General features: G+C 73.4%; 23 protein-coding genes. 12 read left to right on the forward strand and 11 right to left on the reverse strand.

Annotation, left to right across the window (positions count from 1 at the left end; genetic code table 11):
• Positions 1-87 precede the first annotated feature (87 nt).
• Positions 88-753, forward strand: a complete 666-nt coding sequence (locus ACIGJO_RS06455; protein ID WP_266923500.1) for an O-methyltransferase — start codon at positions 88-90, stop codon at positions 751-753.
• Between the two features lie 107 nt (positions 754-860).
• Here ACIGJO_RS06455 and ACIGJO_RS06460 read toward each other — a convergent pair whose 3' ends face one another.
• Complete coding sequence (locus ACIGJO_RS06460; RefSeq protein ID WP_003966491.1) at positions 861-1,028, reverse strand: DUF3117 domain-containing protein; 168 nt, start codon at positions 1,026-1,028, stop codon at positions 861-863.
• A 315-nt stretch (positions 1,029-1,343) separates the two neighbouring features.
• On the opposite strand from ACIGJO_RS06460, the gene ACIGJO_RS06465 reads away from it, so the two are divergent.
• Positions 1,344-2,156: an enoyl-CoA hydratase/isomerase family protein gene (locus tag ACIGJO_RS06465; protein WP_399952905.1), complete on the forward strand. Its 813-nt coding sequence runs from the start codon at positions 1,344-1,346 to the stop codon at positions 2,154-2,156.
• Positions 2,157-2,371: 215 nt separating this feature from the next.
• On the opposite strand, the gene ACIGJO_RS06470 is transcribed toward ACIGJO_RS06465, so the two are convergent.
• Both ACIGJO_RS06470 and ACIGJO_RS06475 read right to left on the reverse strand, forming a co-directional pair.
• On the reverse strand, positions 2,372-2,959 hold the full coding sequence (locus ACIGJO_RS06470) for a DNA-3-methyladenine glycosylase I (protein ID WP_399952908.1): 588 nt from the start codon (positions 2,957-2,959) through the stop codon (positions 2,372-2,374).
• Positions 2,956-3,375, reverse strand: a complete 420-nt coding sequence (locus ACIGJO_RS06475; protein WP_399953245.1) for a DivIVA domain-containing protein — start codon at positions 3,373-3,375, stop codon at positions 2,956-2,958. The genes ACIGJO_RS06470 and ACIGJO_RS06475 overlap by 4 nt, the downstream gene beginning before the upstream one ends.
• A 92-nt stretch (positions 3,376-3,467) precedes the next feature.
• On the opposite strand from ACIGJO_RS06475, the gene folP reads away from it, so the two are divergent.
• A complete protein-coding gene (gene folP / locus ACIGJO_RS06480; RefSeq protein WP_399952911.1) occupies positions 3,468-4,340 on the forward strand; it encodes a dihydropteroate synthase in 873 nt (290 codons plus the stop codon).
• A gap of 147 nt (positions 4,341-4,487) precedes the next feature.
• Here folP and ACIGJO_RS06485 read toward each other — a convergent pair whose 3' ends face one another.
• Together ACIGJO_RS06485 and dapE are read right to left on the reverse strand one after the other, a co-directional pair.
• Entirely contained in the window at positions 4,488-5,273 is a 786-nt protein-coding gene (locus ACIGJO_RS06485; protein ID WP_399952914.1) for a TIGR00730 family Rossman fold protein, read from the reverse strand.
• Positions 5,274-5,357: 84 nt separating this feature from the next.
• Positions 5,358-6,437: a succinyl-diaminopimelate desuccinylase gene (dapE, locus tag ACIGJO_RS06490; RefSeq protein WP_399952917.1), complete on the reverse strand. Its 1,080-nt coding sequence runs from the start codon at positions 6,435-6,437 to the stop codon at positions 5,358-5,360.
• Positions 6,438-6,575: 138 nt separating this feature from the next.
• On the opposite strand from dapE, the gene ACIGJO_RS06495 reads away from it, so the two are divergent.
• Positions 6,576-7,502 carry a hypothetical protein gene (locus tag ACIGJO_RS06495; RefSeq protein ID WP_399952920.1) on the forward strand — a complete coding sequence of 309 codons (927 nt, stop codon included), beginning with the start codon at positions 6,576-6,578 and terminating at the stop codon, positions 7,500-7,502.
• A gap of 300 nt (positions 7,503-7,802) precedes the next feature.
• Positions 7,803-8,225, forward strand: a complete 423-nt coding sequence (locus ACIGJO_RS06500) for an ATP-binding protein (RefSeq protein WP_399952923.1) — start codon at positions 7,803-7,805, stop codon at positions 8,223-8,225.
• Positions 8,226-8,390: 165 nt separating this feature from the next.
• On the opposite strand, the gene dapC is transcribed toward ACIGJO_RS06500, so the two are convergent.
• Together dapC and fdxA are read right to left on the reverse strand one after the other, a co-directional pair.
• On the reverse strand, positions 8,391-9,488 hold the full coding sequence (dapC, locus tag ACIGJO_RS06505) for a succinyldiaminopimelate transaminase (RefSeq protein WP_399952926.1): 1,098 nt from the start codon (positions 9,486-9,488) through the stop codon (positions 8,391-8,393).
• Between the two features lie 143 nt (positions 9,489-9,631).
• Positions 9,632-9,952: a ferredoxin gene (gene fdxA / locus ACIGJO_RS06510; RefSeq protein WP_018956287.1), complete on the reverse strand. Its 321-nt coding sequence runs from the start codon at positions 9,950-9,952 to the stop codon at positions 9,632-9,634.
• Between the two features lie 117 nt (positions 9,953-10,069).
• Here fdxA and ACIGJO_RS06515 point away from each other — a divergent pair, with 117 nt between their 5' ends.
• The 3 genes from ACIGJO_RS06515 to ACIGJO_RS06525 all read left to right on the forward strand — a co-directional run bounded on the left by ACIGJO_RS06515 (position 10,070) and on the right by ACIGJO_RS06525 (position 12,968).
• Positions 10,070-11,074 (forward strand): GNAT family N-acetyltransferase, encoded by a 1,005-nt coding sequence (locus ACIGJO_RS06515; protein ID WP_399952929.1) that lies wholly within the window; start codon positions 10,070-10,072, stop codon positions 11,072-11,074.
• Positions 11,075-11,117: 43 nt separating this feature from the next.
• Positions 11,118-12,068: a transglutaminase-like domain-containing protein gene (locus ACIGJO_RS06520; protein ID WP_399952932.1), complete on the forward strand. Its 951-nt coding sequence runs from the start codon at positions 11,118-11,120 to the stop codon at positions 12,066-12,068.
• A gap of 333 nt (positions 12,069-12,401) precedes the next feature.
• Positions 12,402-12,968 carry a sugar O-acetyltransferase gene (locus tag ACIGJO_RS06525; RefSeq protein ID WP_399953248.1) on the forward strand — a complete coding sequence of 189 codons (567 nt, stop codon included), beginning with the start codon at positions 12,402-12,404 and terminating at the stop codon, positions 12,966-12,968.
• Positions 12,969-13,004: 36 nt separating this feature from the next.
• On the opposite strand, the gene ACIGJO_RS06530 is transcribed toward ACIGJO_RS06525, so the two are convergent.
• A complete protein-coding gene (locus tag ACIGJO_RS06530; RefSeq protein ID WP_399952935.1) occupies positions 13,005-13,877 on the reverse strand; it encodes an EamA family transporter in 873 nt (290 codons plus the stop codon).
• A 265-nt stretch (positions 13,878-14,142) separates the two neighbouring features.
• Positions 14,143-14,508, reverse strand: a complete 366-nt coding sequence (locus tag ACIGJO_RS06535) for a hypothetical protein (RefSeq protein ID WP_399952937.1) — start codon at positions 14,506-14,508, stop codon at positions 14,143-14,145.
• A gap of 187 nt (positions 14,509-14,695) precedes the next feature.
• Between ACIGJO_RS06535 and ACIGJO_RS06540 the strand changes: the two genes are divergently transcribed.
• The gene (locus tag ACIGJO_RS06540; protein WP_399952940.1) at positions 14,696-15,976 is read left to right on the forward strand and encodes a hypothetical protein; all 1,281 of its coding nucleotides are present in this window, start codon (positions 14,696-14,698) and stop codon (positions 15,974-15,976) included.
• Positions 15,973-16,539: a GNAT family N-acetyltransferase gene (locus ACIGJO_RS06545; RefSeq protein WP_399952943.1), complete on the forward strand. Its 567-nt coding sequence runs from the start codon at positions 15,973-15,975 to the stop codon at positions 16,537-16,539. The genes ACIGJO_RS06540 and ACIGJO_RS06545 overlap by 4 nt, the downstream gene beginning before the upstream one ends.
• Positions 16,540-16,634: 95 nt before the next feature.
• On the opposite strand, the gene ACIGJO_RS06550 is transcribed toward ACIGJO_RS06545, so the two are convergent.
• Both ACIGJO_RS06550 and ACIGJO_RS06555 read right to left on the reverse strand, forming a co-directional pair.
• Complete coding sequence (locus tag ACIGJO_RS06550) at positions 16,635-17,483, reverse strand: ABC transporter permease (RefSeq protein ID WP_399952947.1); 849 nt, start codon at positions 17,481-17,483, stop codon at positions 16,635-16,637.
• Positions 17,480-18,394 carry an ABC transporter ATP-binding protein gene (locus tag ACIGJO_RS06555; RefSeq protein WP_399952950.1) on the reverse strand — a complete coding sequence of 305 codons (915 nt, stop codon included), beginning with the start codon at positions 18,392-18,394 and terminating at the stop codon, positions 17,480-17,482. Before ACIGJO_RS06555 ends, ACIGJO_RS06550 begins: the two co-directional genes overlap by 4 nt.
• A 134-nt stretch (positions 18,395-18,528) precedes the next feature.
• On the opposite strand from ACIGJO_RS06555, the gene ACIGJO_RS06560 reads away from it, so the two are divergent.
• Together ACIGJO_RS06560 and ACIGJO_RS06565 are read left to right on the forward strand one after the other, a co-directional pair.
• Positions 18,529-19,761: a sensor histidine kinase gene (locus ACIGJO_RS06560; RefSeq protein WP_399952953.1), complete on the forward strand. Its 1,233-nt coding sequence runs from the start codon at positions 18,529-18,531 to the stop codon at positions 19,759-19,761.
• Positions 19,758-20,423 (forward strand): response regulator, encoded by a 666-nt coding sequence (locus ACIGJO_RS06565; protein WP_399952956.1) that lies wholly within the window; start codon positions 19,758-19,760, stop codon positions 20,421-20,423. Before ACIGJO_RS06560 ends, ACIGJO_RS06565 begins: the two co-directional genes overlap by 4 nt.
• The last annotated feature ends 9 nt before the right edge of the window (positions 20,424-20,432 follow it).

The raw sequence follows: 20,432 nt of genomic DNA on the forward strand, positions 1-20,432 counted from the left end.
GGCGGGTCCTTACCTGCGCTTTCCCCTGCCCTTCCCTAACGCCCGGTCCCATCTGCGGGTTCCCGGGTTCAGCGGATACAGTCACCGTTGCGCCAACTACGGGGACAGGAGAGGGTCATTACCGCCAACCGGCAGACGAGCTGGGCGTTCGCCGACGCCTTTGTCGCCGAGGACGAAGCACTGCACTGGGCCCGGGAGCGGGCCCACGAGGCAGGACTCCGCTCGGTGTCCCCAGGCACCGGTGCCGCGCTGCGCCTGCTGGCTGCCGCCGTGGACGCCAAAGCGGTGGCGGAAATCGGCACCGGGACCGGCGTATCCGGCATCCATCTGCTGCACGGAATGCGCCCGGACGGCGTACTGACCACGGTCGATCCGGAACCGGAGCGCCAGCAGTTCGCCCGCGAGGCGTTCCGCGCGGCGGGCTTCGCCGCCAACCGGGCCCGCTTCATCCCCGGGCGCGCCCTGGACGTCCTGCCCAGGCTCGCGGACGGCGGCTACGACCTCGTCTTCTGCGACGGTGACCGGCTGGAGAGCCTCGACTGCCTCGCTGAATCGTTGCGCCTGCTGCGGCCGGGTGGGCTGGTCTGTTTCGAGGGTGTCTTCGCGGACGGCCGCACCGTCGACTCCGCGGCCCAGCCCGCCGAGGTGCTGCGTCTGCGTGAGCTGCTCCGGGCCGTGCGGGAGAGCCAGGAACTGATGTCGACGCTGCTGCCGGTCGGCGACGGGCTGCTCTGCGCGGTCCGGCGCGGCTGACGCCGCCGCGGAGATCCGGACGTCCCGCGGACGCGCCTTCCCGGACGCGCCACTGCCCCGGCACGGAATTCCGTGCCGGGGCAGTGGTCAGGAGTGGGCGCTCCGCGTCAGCCGACGACCTTCTTCAGGGCATCGCCGAGGGCATCGGCCTCGTCCGGGGTCAGCTCGACAACAAGCCGACCGCCGCCTTCGAGCGGAACGCGCATGACGATGCCCCGCCCCTCCTTTGTCACCTCGAGCGGGCCGTCGCCCGTCCGCGGCTTCATGGCCGCCATGCTCGTTCCCCTTCCTGAAACCAGCTCATCGCAACCGGCGGCCCCATGACAGGCGCTGCCTCACCGGCATCGAACACATTGCTTCCCCACCATTATCCCGCATCAAAGACCCCGATGACCAACATCGGTCCGCATCGCTTGCGCAACGCACTCCCGCAAAACCACCCAATTCGGCGATCCGGCTGCGATACTGCGCCGCCTTCGACCCCCTGCTGGGGGCGAATTGTTAGACGCAGGTCACATGTTCCGTCCGCCCGGAGTCGGACATGCTTGCCTCCAGTGGCAACGATGCCCGAGCCGTAAGGGGATACCGGAATGTCCGACGAGATGGCGAACACCGTGCTCTACGCCGTGAGCGAAGGGCTCGCGACGATCACGATCAACCGTCCCGACGCGATGAACGCCATGAACACCGAGGCCAAGGTCGCGCTCCGGGACGCCCTGCGGTCCGCTGCGGACGACCCCGCCGTGCGGGCGGTCCTCCTCACGGCGACCGGGCGGGCCTTCTGCGTGGGCCAGGACCTCAAGGAGCACGTCGCGACGCTCACGGCCACCCGGGAGGCGGGCAGCGGCAACGCGCTGAGCACGGTGCGGGAGCACTACAACCCCGTCGTACGGGCGATCACGGAGATGGCGAAGCCGGTCGTCGCCGGGGTCAACGGCGTCGCCGCCGGGGCGGGCTTCGGATTCGCGCTGGCGGCCGACTACCGGGTGGTCGCCGACACGGCCTCCTTCAACACGTCCTTCGCGGGCGTCGCGCTGACCGCCGACTCGGGGGTGTCCTGGACACTGCCCCGGCTGATCGGCCGGAGCCGCGCCACCGACCTGCTGTTCTTCCCGCGTTCGATCTCCGCGCAGGACGCGTACGAGCTGGGCATCGCGAACCGGGTGGTGCCCGCCGCCGAGCTGGCCGGCGAGGCCGCCGCCGTGGCCCGCGCCCTGGCACAGGGGCCGACGGTGGCGTACGCGGCGCTGAAGGAGTCCATGGCGTACGGGGCGGGGCACACCCTCACCGAGACGCTGGAGAAGGAGGACGAACTCCAGACGGCGGCGGGCGCGTCGCAGGACCACACCATCGCGGTGGAGGCCTTCCTGGCCAAGCGGAAGCCGGAGTACCTCGGAAAGTAGGCGGCCGGGCGCCGGTCCGGGACATCCGCGGTCCCGGGCGCGGCCGGCCGGCTGAGGGGTGTCCCGCAATTCGTGGTGGATCAGTGCGCGGCGTCGGATGCGGTGCATCGCAAGGCGGAGGGACGTCCGCATACTGGATGTATGTGGACGTTCCGACAACGCCGCGAGGTGCCGTAGCTGTCGTCGCGCACCCGCCAGGAATTGCGGGACAGCCCTCAGGACCTGGGGCCGCGGGCCACGCAGTCGGCGAGGTGGTCGTCGACCAGGCCGCAGGCCTGCATCAGGGCGTACGCGGTCGTGGGGCCGACGAAGCGGATGGAGCGCTTCTTCAGCTCCTTGGCGAGCGCGGTGGACTCGGGGGTGATCGCCGGGACGTCCCCCAGCACCCGCGGGGCGGGCCGCCCGGCCGGGTCGGGGGCGTACGACCAGATCAGGGCGTCCAGCTCACCGGGCGCCCAGCCGGCCAGCACCTTCGCGTTGGCGAGGGTCGCGTCGATCTTGGCGCGGTTGCGGATGATGCCGGAGTCGGCCAGCAGCCGTTCCCTGTCGGCGCCGGTGAACTCCGCGACCGCGGAGATGCTGAACCCGGCGAAGGCCTCGCGGAAGCCCTCGCGGCGGCGCAGGATCGTCAGCCACGACAGGCCGGACTGGAAGGCCTCCAGGCAGAGCCGCTCGAAGAGCGCGTCGTCGCCGTGGACCGGGCGGCCCCACTCGGTGTCGTGGTAGCTGAGGTAGTCCTCGGTGGACAGCCCCCAGGGGCAGCGCAGCCTGCCGTCCGGGGCCGCTTCGGCGCCGCTGCTCATCGCTGCCCGCCCTCCTCGTGCTCGTCGCCGTGCTCGTCGTCCCGGAACCGGCCCGGGTCCTGCCCCGGGTGACCGCCGGGGCGCTTGAACAGATCGGGTCCGCCCGCCGCGGCCGCCTGGGCACCGGCGAGCGCGGACTCCAGCTCGGCGATCCGGGAATCCCGCTCGGCCAGTTCGGCACCGAGCCGGTCGAGCGCCTCGTCGACATCCGCCATCCGGTAGCCGCGGGGTGCCATCGGCAGGCGCAGCGCCTCGACATCCGCCCGGCCGACCGGGCGCGTCGCGGGCAGCGGGTCGGTGAGCCGCTCGGGCCCCACGTCCTGGAGCACGGGGCTCCCGCCACCGCCGACCACCGCGAGGGTGACCGCGGCGACCACCACGACCATCGTCAGCAGCAAGAACCAGAACACGAGCATCTCCCCGGGGGCGGAATCCTGTCCGGGTCCGATCGTGCCATGCGGCACCGGCGGTTAGGGTCGCAGGCGACCTACTGAGGAGGAAACACGGGATGCGAAGCGGTGCACTGAGGCTCGGACGGCGGGAATTCGGGCCGCACGAGCCGGTGATCATGGCGATCGTGAACCGGACCCCGGACTCCTTCTACGACCAGGGCGCGACGTTCGCGGACGAGCCGGCGCTCGCCCGGGTCGAGCAGGCGGTCGCCGAGGGTGCCTCGATCATCGACATCGGCGGGGTGAAGGCGGGCCCCGGCGAGGACGTGTCCGCCGAGGAGGAGGCCCGCCGCACGGTCGGGTTCGTCGCCGAGGTCCGCCGCCGCCACCCGGACGTGGTGATCAGCGTGGACACCTGGCGCCACGATGTGGGCGAGGCGGTCTGCGAGGCTGGCGCGGATCTGCTGAACGACGCGTGGGGCGGGGTCGACCCGAAGCTCGCGGAGGTCGCGGCGCGGTACGGGGCGGGCCTGGTGTGCACGCACGCGGGCGGCGCCGAGCCGCGGACCCGGCCGCACCGGATCGCGTACGAGGACGTGATGGCGGACATCCTGCGGGTGACGGTGGGGCTGGCCGAGCGGGCCGTGGAGCTGGGCGTGCGGGCGGACGGGATCATGATCGACCCCGGTCACGACTTCGGGAAGAACACCCGGCACTCCCTGGAGGCGACGCGGCGGCTCGGCGAGATGGCGGAGACCGGGTGGCCGGTGCTCGTCTCGCTGTCCAACAAGGACTTCGTCGGGGAGACCCTCGACCGGCCGGTCAGGGAACGGGTGACCGGCACGCTCGCGACGACCGCGGTCTCCGCGTGGCTCGGGGCCCGGGTGTACCGGGTGCACGAGGTGGCCGAGACACGGCAGGTGCTGGACATGGTGGCGTCGATCGCCGGACACCGGGCGCCGGCGGTGGCACGGCGCGGGCTGGCCTGAAGGCCGTCCCGTGCTCCCTGGCGGACGGGCGCGGGGATCACGGGACCGCCTTCGGCGCGTTCCGGGCGGGGGCGGGTCCGGAGCCTGCGCCCCGGACCCGCCCGCGGGCGCCGGGGCGCCGGACGGACGGGAGGTGCCGGACCGGCCCTACCGGCCGACCTCCTTGGTCACCATCATGACGGCCTCCTCCACGTCGTCCGTGACGTGGAAGAGCAGCAGGTCTTTCTCGGACGCCTTGCCCTGGGCGACCACGGTGTCCCGGAGCCAGTCGACGAGGCCGCCCCAGTACGCCGAACCGAAGAGCACGATCGGGAAGCGGGTCACCTTGCCCGTCTGGACCAGGGTCAGCGCCTCGAAGAGCTCGTCCAGCGTGCCGAGACCGCCGGGCAGGACGACAAAGCCCTGGGCATATTTCACAAACATCGTCTTCCGGACAAAGAAGTAGCGGAAGTTGACTCCGATGTCGACGTGCGGATTCAGCCCCGACTCGAACGGCAGCTCGATGCCGAGCCCGACCGAGACGCCCTTCGCCTCCCGCGCGCCCTTGTTCGCCGCCTCCATCGCCCCGGGGCCGCCGCCGGTGATCACGGCGAAGCCCGCCTCGACGAGCGCCTGTCCGATCCGTACACCCGCCTCGTAGTCCGCCGTACCGGGCGCCGTACGGGCCGATCCGAAGACGCTGATGGCGCTCGGCAGTTCGGCCAGGGCGCCGAACCCCTCGACGAACTCCGACTGGATGCGCATCACCCGCCAGGGGTCGGTGTGCACCCACTCGGAGTCGCCCTCGGAGTCCAGCAGCCGCTGATCGGTCGTACCGGGCTGCACCTGCTCGCGACGGCGCAGCACCGGGCCCATCCGCTGTTCCTCGGGCCTGACCACGCCCTCGGGGACCTCCGTGCTCTCGGGGATCCGTGCATCCTCGGGGTTGCCCATGACCTGCTCCCTCCGCCGACCTGCGATGTGCCTGTCCGGGCCAGCGTAGATCCACCGGGGTTACGGGCAGGGGAATGCCGTGCGTCAGCTGGTGAGCCAGGAGCGGAGCCGGTCCTCGCAGTGGGTGATCCGGTCGACCGCCACATGCTCGTCGCGCTTGTGGGCGAAGATCGGGTCGCCGGGGCCGTAGTTCACCGCGGGCACGCCGAGCGCGCCGAAGCGGGAGACGTCCGTCCAGCCGAACTTGGGCCGGGCCGTGCCGCCGACGGCCGTCATGAACGCCTCGGCCGCCGGGTGCGTCAGTCCGGGCATCGCGGCACCGGAGTGGTCGTCCACGGTGAACTCGGCCACTCCGCAGTCCGCGAAGACCTCATGGACGTGGGCCAGCGCCTCCTCGGCCCCGAGGTCGGGGGCGTAGCGGTAGTTGACCACCACCGTGCAGGCGTCCGGGATGACGTTGTCGGCGACGCCGCCGCCGATCCGTACGGCGTTGAGGCCCTCGTGGTATTCGAGCCCGTCGATGACCGGACGGCGCGGTTCGTACGCGGCGAGCCTGGCCAGGACCGGGGCCGCGGCGTGGATGGCGTTGGAGCCCATCCAGCTGCGCGCGGAGTGGGCCCGCTCCCCCGTCATGTGCAGATGGACCCGCAGCGTGCCCTGGCAGCCGCCCTCGACCTCACCGTCGGAGGGCTCCAGCAGGACGGCGAAGTCTCCGTCCAGCCAGTCGGGGTGGGCCTCGGCGACGTGACCGAGACCGTTGAGGTGGGCGGCGACCTCTTCGTTGTCGTAGAAGATGAAGGTGAGGTCGCGGTTGGGCTCGGGAACGGTCGCGGCGATGCGCAGCTGGACGGCGACGCCCGACTTCATGTCGGAGGTCCCGCAGCCCCACAGCACGCCGTCGTCGTCGAGCCGGGAGGGGACGTTGTCGGCGATCGGCACGGTGTCGATGTGCCCGGCGAGCACGACGCGCTCCGCGCGCCCCAGACGCGTCCTGGCCACGACGTTGTTGCCGTACCGGTCGACGGTCAGGTGCGGGAGCCCGCGCAGCGCCGTCTCGATCGCGTCGGCGAGCGCCTTCTCCTCCCCGCTGACCGAGGGGAAGTCCACGAGCCGGGCGGTCAGCGCCGGTCCGTCCAGGGTGAGGTCAAGTGTGCTGATGGCCATGGTCACGACCCTAACGGCCTGTCCGGCGGGCGGGAGCCGGAGGCGGCGGCGCACGGGGAGCGGCGGCGGTGACGCCCGGGAACGGGCCGTGGCGGCTTGTGTCTCCACCCCGCTCGTACCCTCCAGTACGGTGGGCCCGTGCCCCGGACCGCGACCCCCACCCGCCGCAGCCGCCTCTTCCGCCTCACGGCCGCCTTCGCCGTGCTCGTGGCTCTGGGCGGATATCTGGCGATGCAGTACGTCTCGGGCAACAGGGGGGTGCCCCGGTGCACGGTGCGCGCCGCCGACGGCGCGGGCGGCGAGGGGCGTACGTACGAGATGAGCCCCGAGCAGGCCGCCAACGCGGCGACGATCTCGGCGGTCGGCACCACCCGCGGCATGCCGGAGCGCGCGGTGACCATCGCGCTGGCGACGGCCCTGCAGGAGTCCGCGCTGCGCAATATCGACCACGGCGACCGGGATTCTCTGGGGCTCTTCCAGCAGCGGCCGTCACAGGGCTGGGGAACCGCGCGGCAGATCATGGATCCGGTCTACTCCGCCGGGATCTTCTACGACCGGCTCGCCGAGGTGCCCGGCTACTCCAGGCTTCCGCTGACGGTCGCCGCGCAGCGGGTGCAGCTCAGCGGTTTCCCCCAGGCCTACGCGAAGCACGAGCCGGACGCCACGCTGCTGGCCGCCGCCCTGACCGGGCGGGCGCCCGCCGCGCTGAACTGCTCCCCGTCCACGGCGACCGCGTCGGGTCCGGGCGACGCGGCGAAGGTCCGTTCCGAGCTGGTGCGCGCCTTCGGCCGGGGCGTCCTGCCGTCGGCCAAGGCGGCCGGGGCATCCGCCGCGTCCACGGTCTCGGTGCCCGTGCCGGCGGCGCTCGCGAAGACCGGGGACGGTGACGCGGCGCAGCGCGGCTGGGAGCTGACGCACTGGGCCGTCGCCAGCGCCGAGGCGCTGCGGATCGACGAGGTCCGCTTCGCGGACCGGGTGTGGACAGCCGGTTCCGGCTGGCGGACGGAGCGCGCGGAGCAGAAGGAACCGGGCGCCGCCGAGGTCGGAATCCGGATCGCGCAGTAGTACGACTGATCACCCGGACGGGGCATCCCACCGCTCCCCGGAAGCCGCTCCGACGGCTTGTCACGCAATCATGTCTCCGAGCACCAATTCCCTTGCCAGCAAAGGGAAGTGACGGTTCGTCATCCACATGGCCGGGGCGCTGTTTGCCCGGATTCCTCCGCCGCGGATCATCGGACGCGTTGCTGACTCTTTACCTTCCCGCACCGCAACCTTCCCCGCCCCCGGACCGGTTGTCAGTGCGTCCGATCAGCGGACAGACAGACTCCGAAATCTGTTCTGAATTCCTGTCGAAGGAGCATCATGTCCCTCCCCCTGACCCGTCGGATCGCCCGTGCCGCGCTGCTGATCGCCGCCGGCGCGGCACCCGTGGTCGGTGCGGCCGGTGCCGCGGGTGCCGCGGAGCTCCCGCCGGCTCCGGACCTGGGCGGCCTGACCGCGCTGGACGGCGCCGGTCTCGGCAACACCCTGGACAGCGCCTCGCAGCAGGGCACCAAGGCCGCGGGCGAGACCGGCGGCCGGCTCGTCGGCACCACCCTCCCGGCCGCGGGCAGGACCGTCGGCAAGGCGGGCGCCGTCGCCGCTCCCTCCGCCCAGGAGACCGCCGGCCGGACCTCGGGCGGCGCCGGTGAGCTCCTCGGGGACACCGCCGGTGCCGCGACCGGCGGCGGTCTGCCCACCGACGCCCTCGGCGGCGGCCTCCCCACCGAGCTGCCGATCGGCTGACCGGCAGCACCGGCAGCACCGGCAGCACCGGCAGCACCGGCAGCACCGGCGGTCAGAAACGCGCCGAGGGCCTCGGGAGTGCGCACTCCCGAGGCCCTCGGCGCGTGTCCGGCGGCGCCGCACACCTGGGGCGTGCGGCGCCGCCCGGCCGCGTGAACAGGCCGGTCAGGACAGCCGCTTGACCGCCGCCGCCACCCGCTCGTCGGTCGCCGTGAGCGCCACCCGTACGAAGGTGTCGCCGGCCGGACCGTAGAAGTCGCCGGGAGCGACCAGGATGCCCAGTTCGGCGAGGTGGGCCACCGTCTCCCAGCACGGCTCGTCGCGCGTCGCCCACAGGTAGAGGCTCGCCTCGCTGTGCTCGATCCGGAAGCCGTGGGCCTCCAGCGCGGCGCGCAGGGCGGTGCGCCGCGCCGCGTACCGGGCGCGCTGCTCCGCGACATGGGTGTCGTCGCCGAGGGCCGCGACGGTGGCCGCCTGGACCGGGGCGGGCGTCATCATCCCGCCGTGCTTGCGGATCAGCAGCAGCTCACCGAGGACGGCCGCGTCGCCCGCGATGAAGGCGGCGCGGTATCCGGCGAGGTTGGAGCGCTTGGAGAGGGAGTGGACGGCGACGACGCCCTCGTAGCTGCCGCCGCAGACATCCGGGTGGAGCACGGAGACCGGCTCGGCCTCCCAGCCCAGCTCCAGGTAGCACTCGTCGCTGAAGACCAGGATGCCGTGCTCGCGCGCCCAGGCGACGGTCCGGATCAGTTCGTCCTTGGGCAGGACCCGGCCGGTCGGGTTGGACGGCGAGTTGAGCCAGAGCAGCTTGAGGCCCGCCGGGTCCAGCTCGGTGGGGTCGTCGTAGACGACGGGCTCGGCGCCGCAGAGCCGGGCGCCCACCTCGTACGTCGGGTAGGCGAGCCGCGGGTAGGCCACCCGGTCGCCTTCGCCGAGGCCCAGCTGGGTCGGCAGCCAGGCCACCAACTCCTTGGAGCCGACGACCGGCAGAACGTTCTCGTGGGCCACCGCGACCGCGCCGAGACGCCGCTCCACCCAGCCCGTGAGGGCGTCGCGCAGAGCGGCGGTCCCCCACACCGTCGGATATCCGGGGCTGTCCGCGGCGGCGACGAGCGCCCGCTGGATCAGCTCGGGCACCGCGTCGACCGGCGTACCCACCGACAGGTCGACGATACCGTCCGGATGGGCGTCGGCCGTCGTCTTGTACGGCGTGAGCTTGTCCCAGGGAAAGACCGGGAGGCGGGAGGAGACGGGTGCGGACACGGAACTCTGCTTTCTCGTACGGGCGACGGACTACGGGGAGCCGCCCGCACGGTGACGAGGGCGGCCGCCGGGGCGCCGGAAACACCGCGGTCCCGTACGGTGACGTGCCGTACGGGACCGGGCGGCGCGCATGCTGCCGCTGATTACTGGTTCTGCGGCGGCAACGCGGCGATGAACGCGTGGTCGCGCTCGATCAGGCCCAGCTTGGAGGCACCGCCCGGCGAGCCGAGGTCGTCGAAGAACTCGACGTTCGCCTTGTAGTAGTCCTTCCACTCCTCCGGGGTGTCGTCCTCGTAGAAGATGGCCTCGACCGGGCAGACCGGCTCACAGGCTCCGCAGTCGACGCATTCGTCCGGGTGGATGTACAAGGACCGCTGGCCCTCGTAGATACAGTCGACGGGGCACTCTTCGATGCAGGCCTTGTCCTTTACGTCGACACAAGGCTGCGCGATGACGTAGGTCACGCTGTCGTTCCTCCTCGGTAGGGCGTTGGCTCTCGCGCGGGAGCGCGGCGTCGTCGATGCCCGCACCTAGTATCTCCGTTCCCGGGCACGATCCGAACAGGAGGGGCGCACAGAGCTGTGGAATTCACCATCGGCGGACGGCTGGAAGTCCGCATCACACCGGCTGACGTGGGCAAACGCGTATCGGTCAGGAGTCGCCCCGAGGGGGCCGGCCAAGGCGCCATGTTCACGGACACGGTCGGGGTTCTCACATCATGGGACGACGGTGTGCTCTCGATCACACCGAAGAGCGGCGAGAGCGTCCGTATCGCGGAATCCACGCTGGTGGCCGGGAAGGTCGTGCCCGCCGCCCCGGCCCGGCGCCGGGGTCCCGCCGCCTCCTTCGACGAGCTGGCGCGGGCCTGCGCACGGGCCTGGCAGCCGGTGGAGAGCGAACCCCTGGGCGACTGGCGGCTGCGCGCCGCCGCGGGGTTCACCCGGCGGGCCAACTCCGTACTGCCGCTCGGCGATCCGGGACTGCCGCTCACCGAGGCGCTCGGCCGGGTCCGGCGCTGGTACGGGGAGCGGGGGCTGCCCGCGTACATCCAGACCGCGACCGGTGCCGAGGGCACGCAGGAGGAGCTGTGCGCGGAGCTGGAGCGGCACGGCTGGCTGCGCGAGGTGTCGGCCGAGGTACGGATCGCGGCGCTGGCGCCGGTGGGGGATCTGGACGCGGAGGTGGCGGCGGTCCGGCTGGAGCGTGAGCCGGACGCCGCGTGGCTCTCCCGCTACCAGCGCTTCGACACCCCCGGCGACCATGTGCTCCGGGTCCTGGGATCGGGACCCTCGGTGTGGTTCGCCTCCGTTCCCGGCGACGCGGAGGACGGCACCCCCGCGGCGATCGGGCGGTGCGTCGTGGACGGGCGCTGGGCCGGGTTCATGGCCGTGGAGGTGGGGCCGGAGTACCGGCGCCGGGGACTGGCGACCTCGGTGATGGCCGCGCTGGCGCGCCGCGCGCTGGACGAGGGCGCGTCGGCCGCGTGGCTCCAGGTGGAGACGGACAACGAGGGGGCGCGGGCGCTCTACGACGGGATGGGCTTCGCGGCGCATCACCGCTATCACCACTTCCGGGCCGCGGAGTGAGGACCGGCCGGGGCCCCGGGAGCACATCGGGCGAGTGCGGCGGATGAGCGGTCACCACGATTCCGGAGCGGCCGAACGGCGGCGGCGGTTCGCCGAGGAGGCCCGCGCGGAGCGGCCGGACCTCGCGCTGCTCTGCCTGCTGCTCGGCGCGGAGGCGGGCCCGCACACGGGGCCGCGGGCCGGTGCGGGGCTACCGGGTGCGGGCGGTCCCGCGGCCGGTGCCGGGGCGGCGGGGACCGGTGACGCGGGGACCGGTGACGCGTGGGCAAAATCGCCTGATCCATACGGTATCGACGCCGCGCAGATCGAGCTGGACCGGTTGGCCGGGCTGCTGCCGTACGGCGCGCGCTCCGCCCGCGCCTGGGCCTCGGCAGCGGCCGAACTGCTCGGTGAACGGTGCGGATTCGCGGGGTCCCCGGCCGACTACCAGCGGCTGGAGTCCTCACTGCTCCAACAGGTGCTGCGCCGCCGTCGCGGGCTGCCGATCCTGCTGTCCGTGATCTGGATCGAGGTCGCGCGGCGGGCGGGCGCCCCGGTGTACGGGGTGGCGCTGCCCGGTCACTTCGTCGTCGGTTTCGGGGACCCCGGGGAACGGGTGCTGGCCGATCCGTTCGCCGGCGGTGCGCCGCTGACCGGGCAGGACGCCGAGCTGATGGTGGCCGGCGCCACCGGGGCACCGCTGGAGGATTCGATGCTGGTGCCCGCGCGGCCGCTGGAGACCGTACTGCGGATCCTGAACAACATCAGGGCCTGGGCGGCGGCCCGCCCCGAGCGGACCGATGTGGCGCTGTGGGCGGTCGATCTGTCGCTGCTGCTGCCCTCGCACCCGGCCAGGCTGCGCTACGAACGGGCCCAGCTCCTCGTGCAGCGCGGGGAGTTCCGGCGCGGGGCAGCGGAGATGGAGGAGTACGCGGAGGTCGTCGCCGGGTTCGATCCGGCGACGGCCGAAGCGGTCCGGCGACGGGCGCGGGCGGCGCGGGCGCTGCTGAACTGACCGCCGGCGCGGGCGTCGCCGAACGCCGGCCGGCGGCGGGCCGCGGCTGCTCCGGGCCTTCGCCCCGCACCCGGGACCCCGGGACCCCGGGACCCCGGGTGGCTGTCACGGCGCTCCCGCTCGTGGTGCCCCGGCCCTGACCCCTGGCTCCGGCCCCCGGCCCCCGGCTCCGGGCTCCGGGCCCCCGGCTCCGGGCAGCAACGGCGGGGCCACCGCGCCCTCCCCTCCCCCTCCCCTCGGCCTCAGGGCCACCACCGGGCGCTTTATCGTGATGTACCGGGCCGAGACGACCCGAACGAGAGGACGCACCACGTGACCAGCCAGAAGGAAGCCATGCTCGCCGGTGAGCTCTACCTCGCCGACGACCCGGAACTGAGCGCCGACGCCCTGCGCGCCGACGTGCTGACCGAGCGCTTCAACGCCTCCTCCGCCGCCGACCCCCGGGCGCGGCGCGCGGCCCTCGCCGAGCTCGTGGGCGAACTGGGCGAGGGCGTGGAGGTCCGGCCTCCGCTGCGGGTGGACTTCGGCTATCAGATCTCCATCGGCGCCCGTACGTTCATCAATGTCGGGGCCGTCCTCCTGGACGTCGGCCGGATCAGCATCGGCGCCGACGCCCAGATCGGCCCGAACGTCCAGCTCCTCACCCCCACCCACCCGGTCGACCCCGAGCCGCGCCGGGCCAAGTGGGAGGCGGCCCGGCCCGTCACGATCGGCGACAACGTCTGGCTGGGCGGCGGCGTGATCGTCTGCCCGGGGGTGACCATCGGTGAGAACACGGTGGTCGGCGCCGGATCGGTGGTCACGAAGGACCTGCCGGCGAACGTCGTCGCGGTCGGCAATCCGGCACGGGTGCTCCGGAAGATCGGCCCGGAGGACGCCGTGGCCGGCCGGGCCGGCTGATCCGGTCCGCCGCGAGGTCCCGCCCCGGCCGGCCGGTCACGCCTTCGCGGCGAGCGGGGCGGCCGGCCGGCCGGTGACCAGCGCGATGCCCCCGCAGCACACGGCCAGGAGCAGCAGTTCGGCCGACGAGGGCACGGGCGCGGTGCCCAGCGCCCAGTCCCCCAGGCGCACGGTGAACGGCACGGCCAGCTGGACCGCGGCGGTGAAGACCGGCCCGCGGCGCAGGATGAGGCGGTGCTGTACGAGGTAGGCGGGCGCGTACACGACCGCGCCGAGCACCACGATCCCGCCCGTCGCGGCGAGCGTCGGGGGGTGGGAAATCAGCGCGGGCAGGGCCATCGGCAGCAGCAGACAGGTGGCCGCCGCGAGCAGGACGGGCAGGGCGGCCGACGGCGGCACCCCGGACATCCGCCGCCGGTAGAGGAACCCGTACACCGCGAAGGCCACGGTCGCCCCCGCCACCAGCAGCAGCCCCGGTCCGTCCACGTCGCCCGCGTCCGCGCCGAGCGCCGCGTATCCGGCCGCCGCCGCGCAGGCGAGGGCCGCCCCCGCCGCCTTGCGCGGCCCGGACCGTTCGGCGAAGAACAGTGCCCCCACCGCCACCGAGACACACGGCATCAGCGCGACGACCAGGTTGGCGAGCGAGGTGCCGATGCGCGGGATGGCGAGCAGCGTCCCCGCGGCGTATCCGGCGAAGCCGAGCAGGCCCAGCAGCCATACGGTGCCGGGTCGGGCCGCCGCACGGCGCAGATCGGCCCGGCCGCCGGGGGCGGAGGCGGCCGCGGCGGTGAGCGCGGCGCAGCAGACCGCGGTGCGGCCGACCGCGACGATCAGCGGATCGGTCCCGGTGACCAGGGCGCCGGACAGCAGCCAGGTCCCGGAGAGCAGGAGCACCAGGACGACCGGCATCGTACGGCCTTTCCACGAACGTCGGCTGGGGCGGTGCGGCGATCCGGTGCGAGGGACCAGCGGCTCACCGCCCGCCGCCGGTGGCGGGAGCGGCCGTCCGCCCGCGGCGGGCTCCGGTGTGCCGCACGGGCGTCCCGGACTCCCCGCGTACCGGCCGCGCTTCGCGCACCTCTTCGGCACGGCCGCCCCCGCATCACCGTTTCCGGTGCCGCTCAGCGTAGGCCGTGCTCCCGGCGCGGTACACCGGCGGTCCGGGCGGGGGCGGTCATTCGGGCCGCTCCCGCGGCAGGTTCACATACAGGTCCCGGAACGCGGCCGCCAGGCTCGCGACGGTCCGCCAGTAGGTGTACGCGTCCGCGTCCGAGGTCGTCTCGTCGGGACGCACGGCGCGGTCGAGGTTGCGGTACGCGACCCGGAACAGCACCCGGACCGCCCCGCGCCCCGGCTCGTCGTGGCCGTAGTCGTCCAGGGCCATCAGGGAGCGCAGCTGGCCGATCAACTGGTCGGTACCCGCGTTGATGACACCGCGCGGCGGGAGGGCCGGGCGGGTGGCGAGCGCATGGTCCACGGCCGCCGCGACCGACTCGATATCGACGCTCGTGCGTGGCGGAGTGACGTCGGCCCCGGTCACATGTCCTCCTCCCCGGTGGCCGGCGGTGGCCGCCACCGGCCGCTCTTCCGGCAGTGAAGTATCAAGGAGAGCCGCAAACGGGTGGGGAACCCAGGCAATTCGGCGTTTCTCCCACTCTCCGGAAACCGGAAATTTCGACCGGATCATCGGCCATCTGGCGGTACGAGAACCGCTACGGTGATGTTTCATGACGAGGAAGACCGGCAATGTTCTGCTGGCCGCCCGTATGAGCGCCGCCGGGCTGAAGCAGCACGAGCTCGCGAGTCGGCTCAATGAGCACATCGAGAGCCTTACGGGACAACCGGGGTCACTGCAGGACCGGCATATCCGGAACTATCTGACCGGCACGACGCGTTGGCCGCACGCCCGTCAACGGATCGCCCTGGAAAAGGAATTCGGCTGCACCGCCGAGGAACTCGGATTCATTCCGCGGCAACGGGCCGGATCCCGGACGAGCGGGGCCCGGGGGACGGCCGCGGGCAATCCCGTGGAAAGGCGGGATTTCAACCAGCGGGCCGCCGTAATGGCCGCGACGGTCGTTCTGCCGCCCGGCCGCACCACCGTCGGCATCGCCGATGTGAAGCGCGTAGGGCAGGCGTTCGCCTCCCTCTACCGCCAGGAGAGCAGGGTCGGCGGCACCAGCCGGATCGAGACGCAGTTCCTGCACTGGATGCGTCACGCGCTCTCGCTCCTGGAGTCGGGGCGCGCCTCCTCCCGGGTACGGTCCATGCTCTACGCCGCCGCCTCGAACGCGGCCAGCACCGCCGCCTGGGCCGCGCTCGACTCCCGCAACCCGCAGCGCGCGGCGCAGTACCTCGACCGCGCGGTGACGCTCGCGGGGCTGTCCGGGGACGGGGAGTCGATGCACCGGGTGTGGAACAACGTCGCCATACTCGCCGGACAGCGGGGCAGCCTCATGGAGGCGCTGCACGCCGCGCAGGCGGTGCGGGACGCCGGGATGGCGCGGCGCGATCCGCTGTACGCCTCGCAGGCCCACGCCCGCATCGCGCTGTCCCACGCCCGGCTGCGCGACAAGCAGTCCGCGCTGCGGGCCCTGGGGCACGCGGAGGACGCCCTCACCCGCGCGGACATGAGCCGCCGGCCCACCTGGCTGAGCTTCTACGACCAGGCCGAGCTGCACGGGCTGGCGGGCATCGTCCACTACCGGCTCGGCCGGGCCGAGCCCGCCGAGGCCCGGATCCATCAGGCCCTCGCGCAGCTGGACCCGGGGCTGACGCGCAACAGGGTCTACTACACCGCCCAGCTGGCGCTGGCGCAGCTCGGCCAGCAGGACGTCGAGGCGGCCTGTGCGAGTGCCGACCGGGCGCTGGCCACGGCCGGAACCGCGCCCGGCAGTCTGCGCATCGGGCACCTCCTCGACGGGTTCCGCCATCGGCTGGCGGCGCACCCGGCACCACTCGCCCAGGAATGGCTCCAGCGGACAGCGAAGGGGACTCCCACATCATGACCGTCCAGTTGCGCCGGTTCACCACCGCAGGCCTGCCCGCCGTCCGCCCCGTACTCCTGGATGTCTACGCGGAGGTGTACGCCGACGAGCTGCACGTCCCGTTCACCAGCCTGGACCGGTTCGACCGGCGGCTGACCAACCACTCGGCCGGCGAGGGGTGGGAGGCGGTGATCGGCTACGACGGCGACCGGCCGGTCGGCTACGCGTACGGCGCTCCGCTGGGCCGGGGGGCCCGCTGGTGGTCGCACATGACGACCCCGCTGCCCGAGGGGTTCGCGGACGAGGACGGGGCGCGCACCCTCGCCCTCTTCGAGCTGATGGTCCGGGCGCCCTGGCAGGGGACGGGTGCCGCGCGCCGAATACACGAGGAGCTGCTGAGGCCGCGCCCGGAGGAGCGCGTGACGCTGCTGTGCGACCCGGAGCACCCCGGGGTGCTGGCCATGTACGAGTCCTGGGGTTACCGGCGCGTCGGCGATCAGCGGCCCTTCCCGGACAGTCCGAGCTTCTCGGTCATGGTGCGCGAGCTGAATGGGCGCTCCGGCTCCCCCCGCATCATCCTGTGAAGTCAGCGGGCCCCCGACTGGGGCCAGCCGGTCCTGGCTCCCCACCCCGCACCCGTACCCGCCGCGGACCCCCGCTCGCGGCCGGGGCCGGCGCGCTACTGGTCGCGCCGGTGCACCGCGGTGACCGCGACGGCCGCGGCCGCGGCCGCCCACACCGCGTACACGGTCCACGCCCCCGCGTCCGTCCACGGGAACGGCACGGGCAGGTGCCGGACATCGGTCAGCCTCGTCCAGGCGCTGAGCGGCAAGGCGTGGTCGAGGACCGCCGCCGCATACCGGCGGTCGTCGATCACCATCGGGAGCAGGAGCAGCACCACGACGGAGGTGACCACGGAGCCCGCGCCGTGCCGGACGAGGGTGCCCAGCGCCAGGCCGGTGAGCGCGGCCACCGGGGCGAGCAGCGCCGAGGCCACGACGACCCGCAGGGCGCCCGGGTGGCCGAGGGGGACCCCGGCGTCCCGCGCGGACAGGATCGCCTGGGTCAGCCAGAAGGACGTCCCCGCGACGGCCGCGCCGAACACCGTCATGACCGAGGCGAGCACGGCCGCCTTGGCCGCCATCACCGAGCGGCGGGCCGGGACGGCGGTGAACGTCGTGCGGATCAGGCCGGACCCGTACTCGGCGGTGACCGCCACGGCGCCGATGGCACCGGTGGCCAGCGCCAGCAGCATGCCCGCGTTCGTGGTGAAGGCGTCCAGCAGGGGCATGCCGTCGGCGACGAAGCCGGTCCGGCCCCTCTCGTCGGACTCGTACCAGTACGTGTAGTGGTCGTACGCCGTACCCACGTTGAACGCGATGACCACCAGCGCGGTGATCAGATACGTCCAGGGGGTCGAGCGCAGGGACCACAGCTTGATCCACTCGGCGGCCAGCAGATCGGTGAAGCGGGCCCGGGGGCCGGTGTCCGCCGCCCGACGGGCGGGCGCGGTCGTCGCCGTGGTCATCGGGGGTCTCCTGCGGGGTATTCGACGCTGTCGGCCGTCAGTTCCATGAAGGCGTCCTCCAGGGAGGAGCTCCGGGTGAAGAGTTCATGCACCGGTACGCGGTGCCGGAAGGCGAGTTCACCGACCCGGGCCGCGTCCATACCGGTCACCGAGAGCGGGCCGTCCTCCGGCCCGCGCCCCACCGAGGCGCCCTCCGCCTCCAGCAGGGCCGCGAGCCGGGCGGCGTCCGGGCTGCGGACGCTCACGCCGGTACGGGTGCCCCGGGCCGCGAACTCCGTGAGGCTCTCCGCGGCGATCAGCCGGCCCCGGCCGATGACGACGAGCTGGTCGGCGGTGTTCTCCATCTCGGTCATCAGATGGCTGGAGACGAACACGGTGCGGCCCTCGGCCGCGAGCCCGCGGAACAGCCCGCGCACCCACAGCACCCCTTCCGGGTCGAGCCCGTTGAGCGGTTCGTCGAACAGCAGCACCGGAGGGTCGCCGAGCAGGGCGGTGGCGATGCCGAGGCGCTGGCGCATCCCGAGGGAGAAGCCCCCGATGCGGCGGCGGGCCGCACCGGCCAGCCCCGCGTCCCGGAGCACCTCGTCGACCCGGCCGCGCGGGATGCCGTTGCTGCGGGCCAGCGCGGACAGATGGGCACGGGCGGTGCGCCCGCCGTGGACGTCGCCCGCGTCCAGGAGCGCGCCGACGTGCCGCAGTCCGCGCGGGTGCTCGCGGAACGGCCGCCCGTCCAGGGTGGCCGTCCCGGACGTGGGCCCGACCAGCCCCAGCAGCATCCGCAGGGTGGTGGTCTTGCCCGCACCGTTGGGGCCCAGGAAACCGGTGACCCGGCCGGGGCGCACGGTGAACGTGAGGTCGCTGACGGCGGTGGCCGCCCCGTATCGCTTGGTGAGTCCGTTGACTTCGATCACGGTGACCACGGTGCCGCCGGCCGCACCCGCGCGTCATCGGCCCACCGCTGACACCCGGCGGGGCCGCGTGTCAGCCGTGGGTGTACATCCGTGGGCGGATGGCGACGCGGCAGTGTCTGGCTACGATCGCCCCCATGTCCACGAAGCCGTCCCTCCTGCTCAGCCGACTGTCGCCGGGCGCCTGGGCGGCCCTCCTGTGGTGCGCCGCCACGCTCTCCTCGATCCGTGCGCAGTTCGGGATTCCGGGAATGCCCCAGGGCGTTCGCCTTCTGGGCGCCGGGGACTGGCCGCTCCTGGCGGTGGCCGTCCTCATGGCGCTGACCGGCTGCCGGCTGCTGTCCACGCGGCCCCTGTCCGCGCTCGCCCTGCTGGCCGCCGGCTCGCTCGGGGCGGCGCTGGCGGTGGACTCGGTGGGGCTCGCCTTCCTCCATCATCTGGCCCTGGACATCGCGCTCGGCGTCATCGTGGCGAACCGGCCGCGCCGCACGTGGGCCCTCGCCTTCGTCCTGACCGTCGCGGCGCTGCCCGGCCATGCGCTGCTGCGTTCCCTCCTGGACCTGCCTCTGCGGTTCCCGCACAGGGCCGAATCGACCTGGACCTTCTGGGAGACCTACACCCTGCTGTCGGTGATCGCCTTCCTGGCCGGGCTGTCGGTGCGCCGGACACGCGAGTACGCACGGGAGCTGACGGCCCGCGCGGCGGCGCAGGCGGTCACCGCCGAACGGCTGCGGATCGCCCGCGAGATGCATGACAGCGTCGCGCACAGCATCGGCATCATCGCCCTGCAGGCCGGTGCGGCGGCCCGGGTCATCGACACCCGGCCCGACGCGGCGCGCGAGGCGATGACGGCGGTGGAGCTGGCCGGGCGGGAGACGCTGGCGGGGCTGCGCCGGATGCTCGTCGCCCTGCGGCAGCCCGAACCGGCCGACGGACGGGGGCGGGCGCCGGAGCCCGCCGCCGCACCGCTGCGGCCCGCCGAGGGCCTCGCGGACGTCGATCGGCTGGCCGCGACGACGACCGGCGCCGGGGTCCGGGTGGACGTGCGGTGGCACGGTGAGCGGCGGCCCCTGCCGCCTGACATCGACCTGTCGGCCTTCCGGATCATTCAGGAGTCGGTCACCAATGTGGTGCGGCACGCGGCCACCGGCTCCTGCCGGGTGTCCGTCGGCTACGGCGCCGAGGAGCTGGCCATCGAGATCACCGACAGCGGCCGGGGCGACGGGGGTACGCCGGGCACCGGATTCGGCCTGGTCGGCATGCGGGAGCGGGTGGCCCTGCTGAAGGGCGAGTTCAGCGCCGCGCCGGATCCCTCGGGCGGCTTCCGGGTCGCGGTCAGACTGCCGGTACCGGCGGGGGCCGGGCGATGAGCGTCCGCGTCGTCCTCGCCGACGACCAGCCGCTCGTACGGGCCGCGCTGAACATGGTCATCTCCGGCACCCCCGACGTCGAGGTCGTCGGCGAGGCCGGTACGGGTGCGGAGGCGGTCGAGCTGACCGCCGAACTGCGCCCCGATGTCGTGGTGATGGACATCCGGATGCCGGGCATGGACGGCATCCGGGCCACCTCCCTGATCACCGGGGGCCCCACGGCCGCGCAGGTCGTCGTCCTGACGACGTTCGACGACGACGAGTACGTCTACGGGGCCCTGCGCGCCGGCGCGTCCGGCTTCCTGGTCAAGGACATGGCACTGGACGACATCCTCGCCGCGATCCGGGTCGTCGCCGCCGGGGACGCCCTGATCTCGCCGAGCGTCACCCGCCGTCTGATCAAGGACTTCGCCGGACGTCCGGCCGCGCCGTCCTCCGCTGCCGCGCGGCCGCTCTCCGCGGTCACCGAGCGGGAGCGCGAGGTGCTGACCCTGGTCGGGAGCGGTCTGTCCAACACCGAGATCGCCGAGCGGCTGAGCATCAGCGTCGCCACCGCGAAGACGTATCTGTCCCGGCTGCTCGCCAAGCTGGACGCCCGGGACCGGGTGCAGCTGGTGATCATCGCGTACGAGGCGGGGCTGGTGTCGGCCACCGGCCGGTGAGCCGCCCGG

Source organism: Streptomyces sp. NPDC079020, assembly GCF_044542225.1.
Classification (GTDB): domain Bacteria; phylum Actinomycetota; class Actinomycetes; order Streptomycetales; family Streptomycetaceae; genus Streptomyces.

What these genes read in the sequence shown, in the direction of transcription:
- ACIGJO_RS06460 (WP_003966491.1), bottom strand. Translation starts at nt 1,028, where the DNA reads ATGGCGGCCATGAAGCCGCGGACGGGCGACGGCCCGCTCGAGGTGACA.
- ACIGJO_RS06465 (WP_399952905.1), top strand. Translation starts at nt 1,344, where the DNA reads ATGTCCGACGAGATGGCGAACACCGTGCTCTACGCCGTGAGCGAAGGG.
- ACIGJO_RS06470 (WP_399952908.1), bottom strand. Translation starts at nt 2,959, where the DNA reads ATGAGCAGCGGCGCCGAAGCGGCCCCGGACGGCAGGCTGCGCTGCCCC.
- ACIGJO_RS06475 (WP_399953245.1), bottom strand. Translation starts at nt 3,375, where the DNA reads ATGCTCGTGTTCTGGTTCTTGCTGCTGACGATGGTCGTGGTGGTCGCC.
- folP (WP_399952911.1), top strand. Translation starts at nt 3,468, where the DNA reads ATGCGAAGCGGTGCACTGAGGCTCGGACGGCGGGAATTCGGGCCGCAC.
- ACIGJO_RS06485 (WP_399952914.1), bottom strand. Translation starts at nt 5,273, where the DNA reads ATGGGCAACCCCGAGGATGCACGGATCCCCGAGAGCACGGAGGTCCCC.
- dapE (WP_399952917.1), bottom strand. Translation starts at nt 6,437, where the DNA reads ATGGCCATCAGCACACTTGACCTCACCCTGGACGGACCGGCGCTGACC.
- ACIGJO_RS06500 (WP_399952923.1), top strand. Translation starts at nt 7,803, where the DNA reads ATGTCCCTCCCCCTGACCCGTCGGATCGCCCGTGCCGCGCTGCTGATC.
- ACIGJO_RS06520 (WP_399952932.1), top strand. Translation starts at nt 11,118, where the DNA reads ATGAGCGGTCACCACGATTCCGGAGCGGCCGAACGGCGGCGGCGGTTC.
- ACIGJO_RS06525 (WP_399953248.1), top strand. Translation starts at nt 12,402, where the DNA reads ATGCTCGCCGGTGAGCTCTACCTCGCCGACGACCCGGAACTGAGCGCC.
- ACIGJO_RS06530 (WP_399952935.1), bottom strand. Translation starts at nt 13,877, where the DNA reads ATGCCGGTCGTCCTGGTGCTCCTGCTCTCCGGGACCTGGCTGCTGTCC.
- ACIGJO_RS06540 (WP_399952940.1), top strand. Translation starts at nt 14,696, where the DNA reads ATGACGAGGAAGACCGGCAATGTTCTGCTGGCCGCCCGTATGAGCGCC.
- ACIGJO_RS06545 (WP_399952943.1), top strand. Translation starts at nt 15,973, where the DNA reads ATGACCGTCCAGTTGCGCCGGTTCACCACCGCAGGCCTGCCCGCCGTC.
- ACIGJO_RS06550 (WP_399952947.1), bottom strand. Translation starts at nt 17,483, where the DNA reads ATGACCACGGCGACGACCGCGCCCGCCCGTCGGGCGGCGGACACCGGC.
- ACIGJO_RS06560 (WP_399952953.1), top strand. Translation starts at nt 18,529, where the DNA reads ATGTCCACGAAGCCGTCCCTCCTGCTCAGCCGACTGTCGCCGGGCGCC.
- ACIGJO_RS06565 (WP_399952956.1), top strand. Translation starts at nt 19,758, where the DNA reads ATGAGCGTCCGCGTCGTCCTCGCCGACGACCAGCCGCTCGTACGGGCC.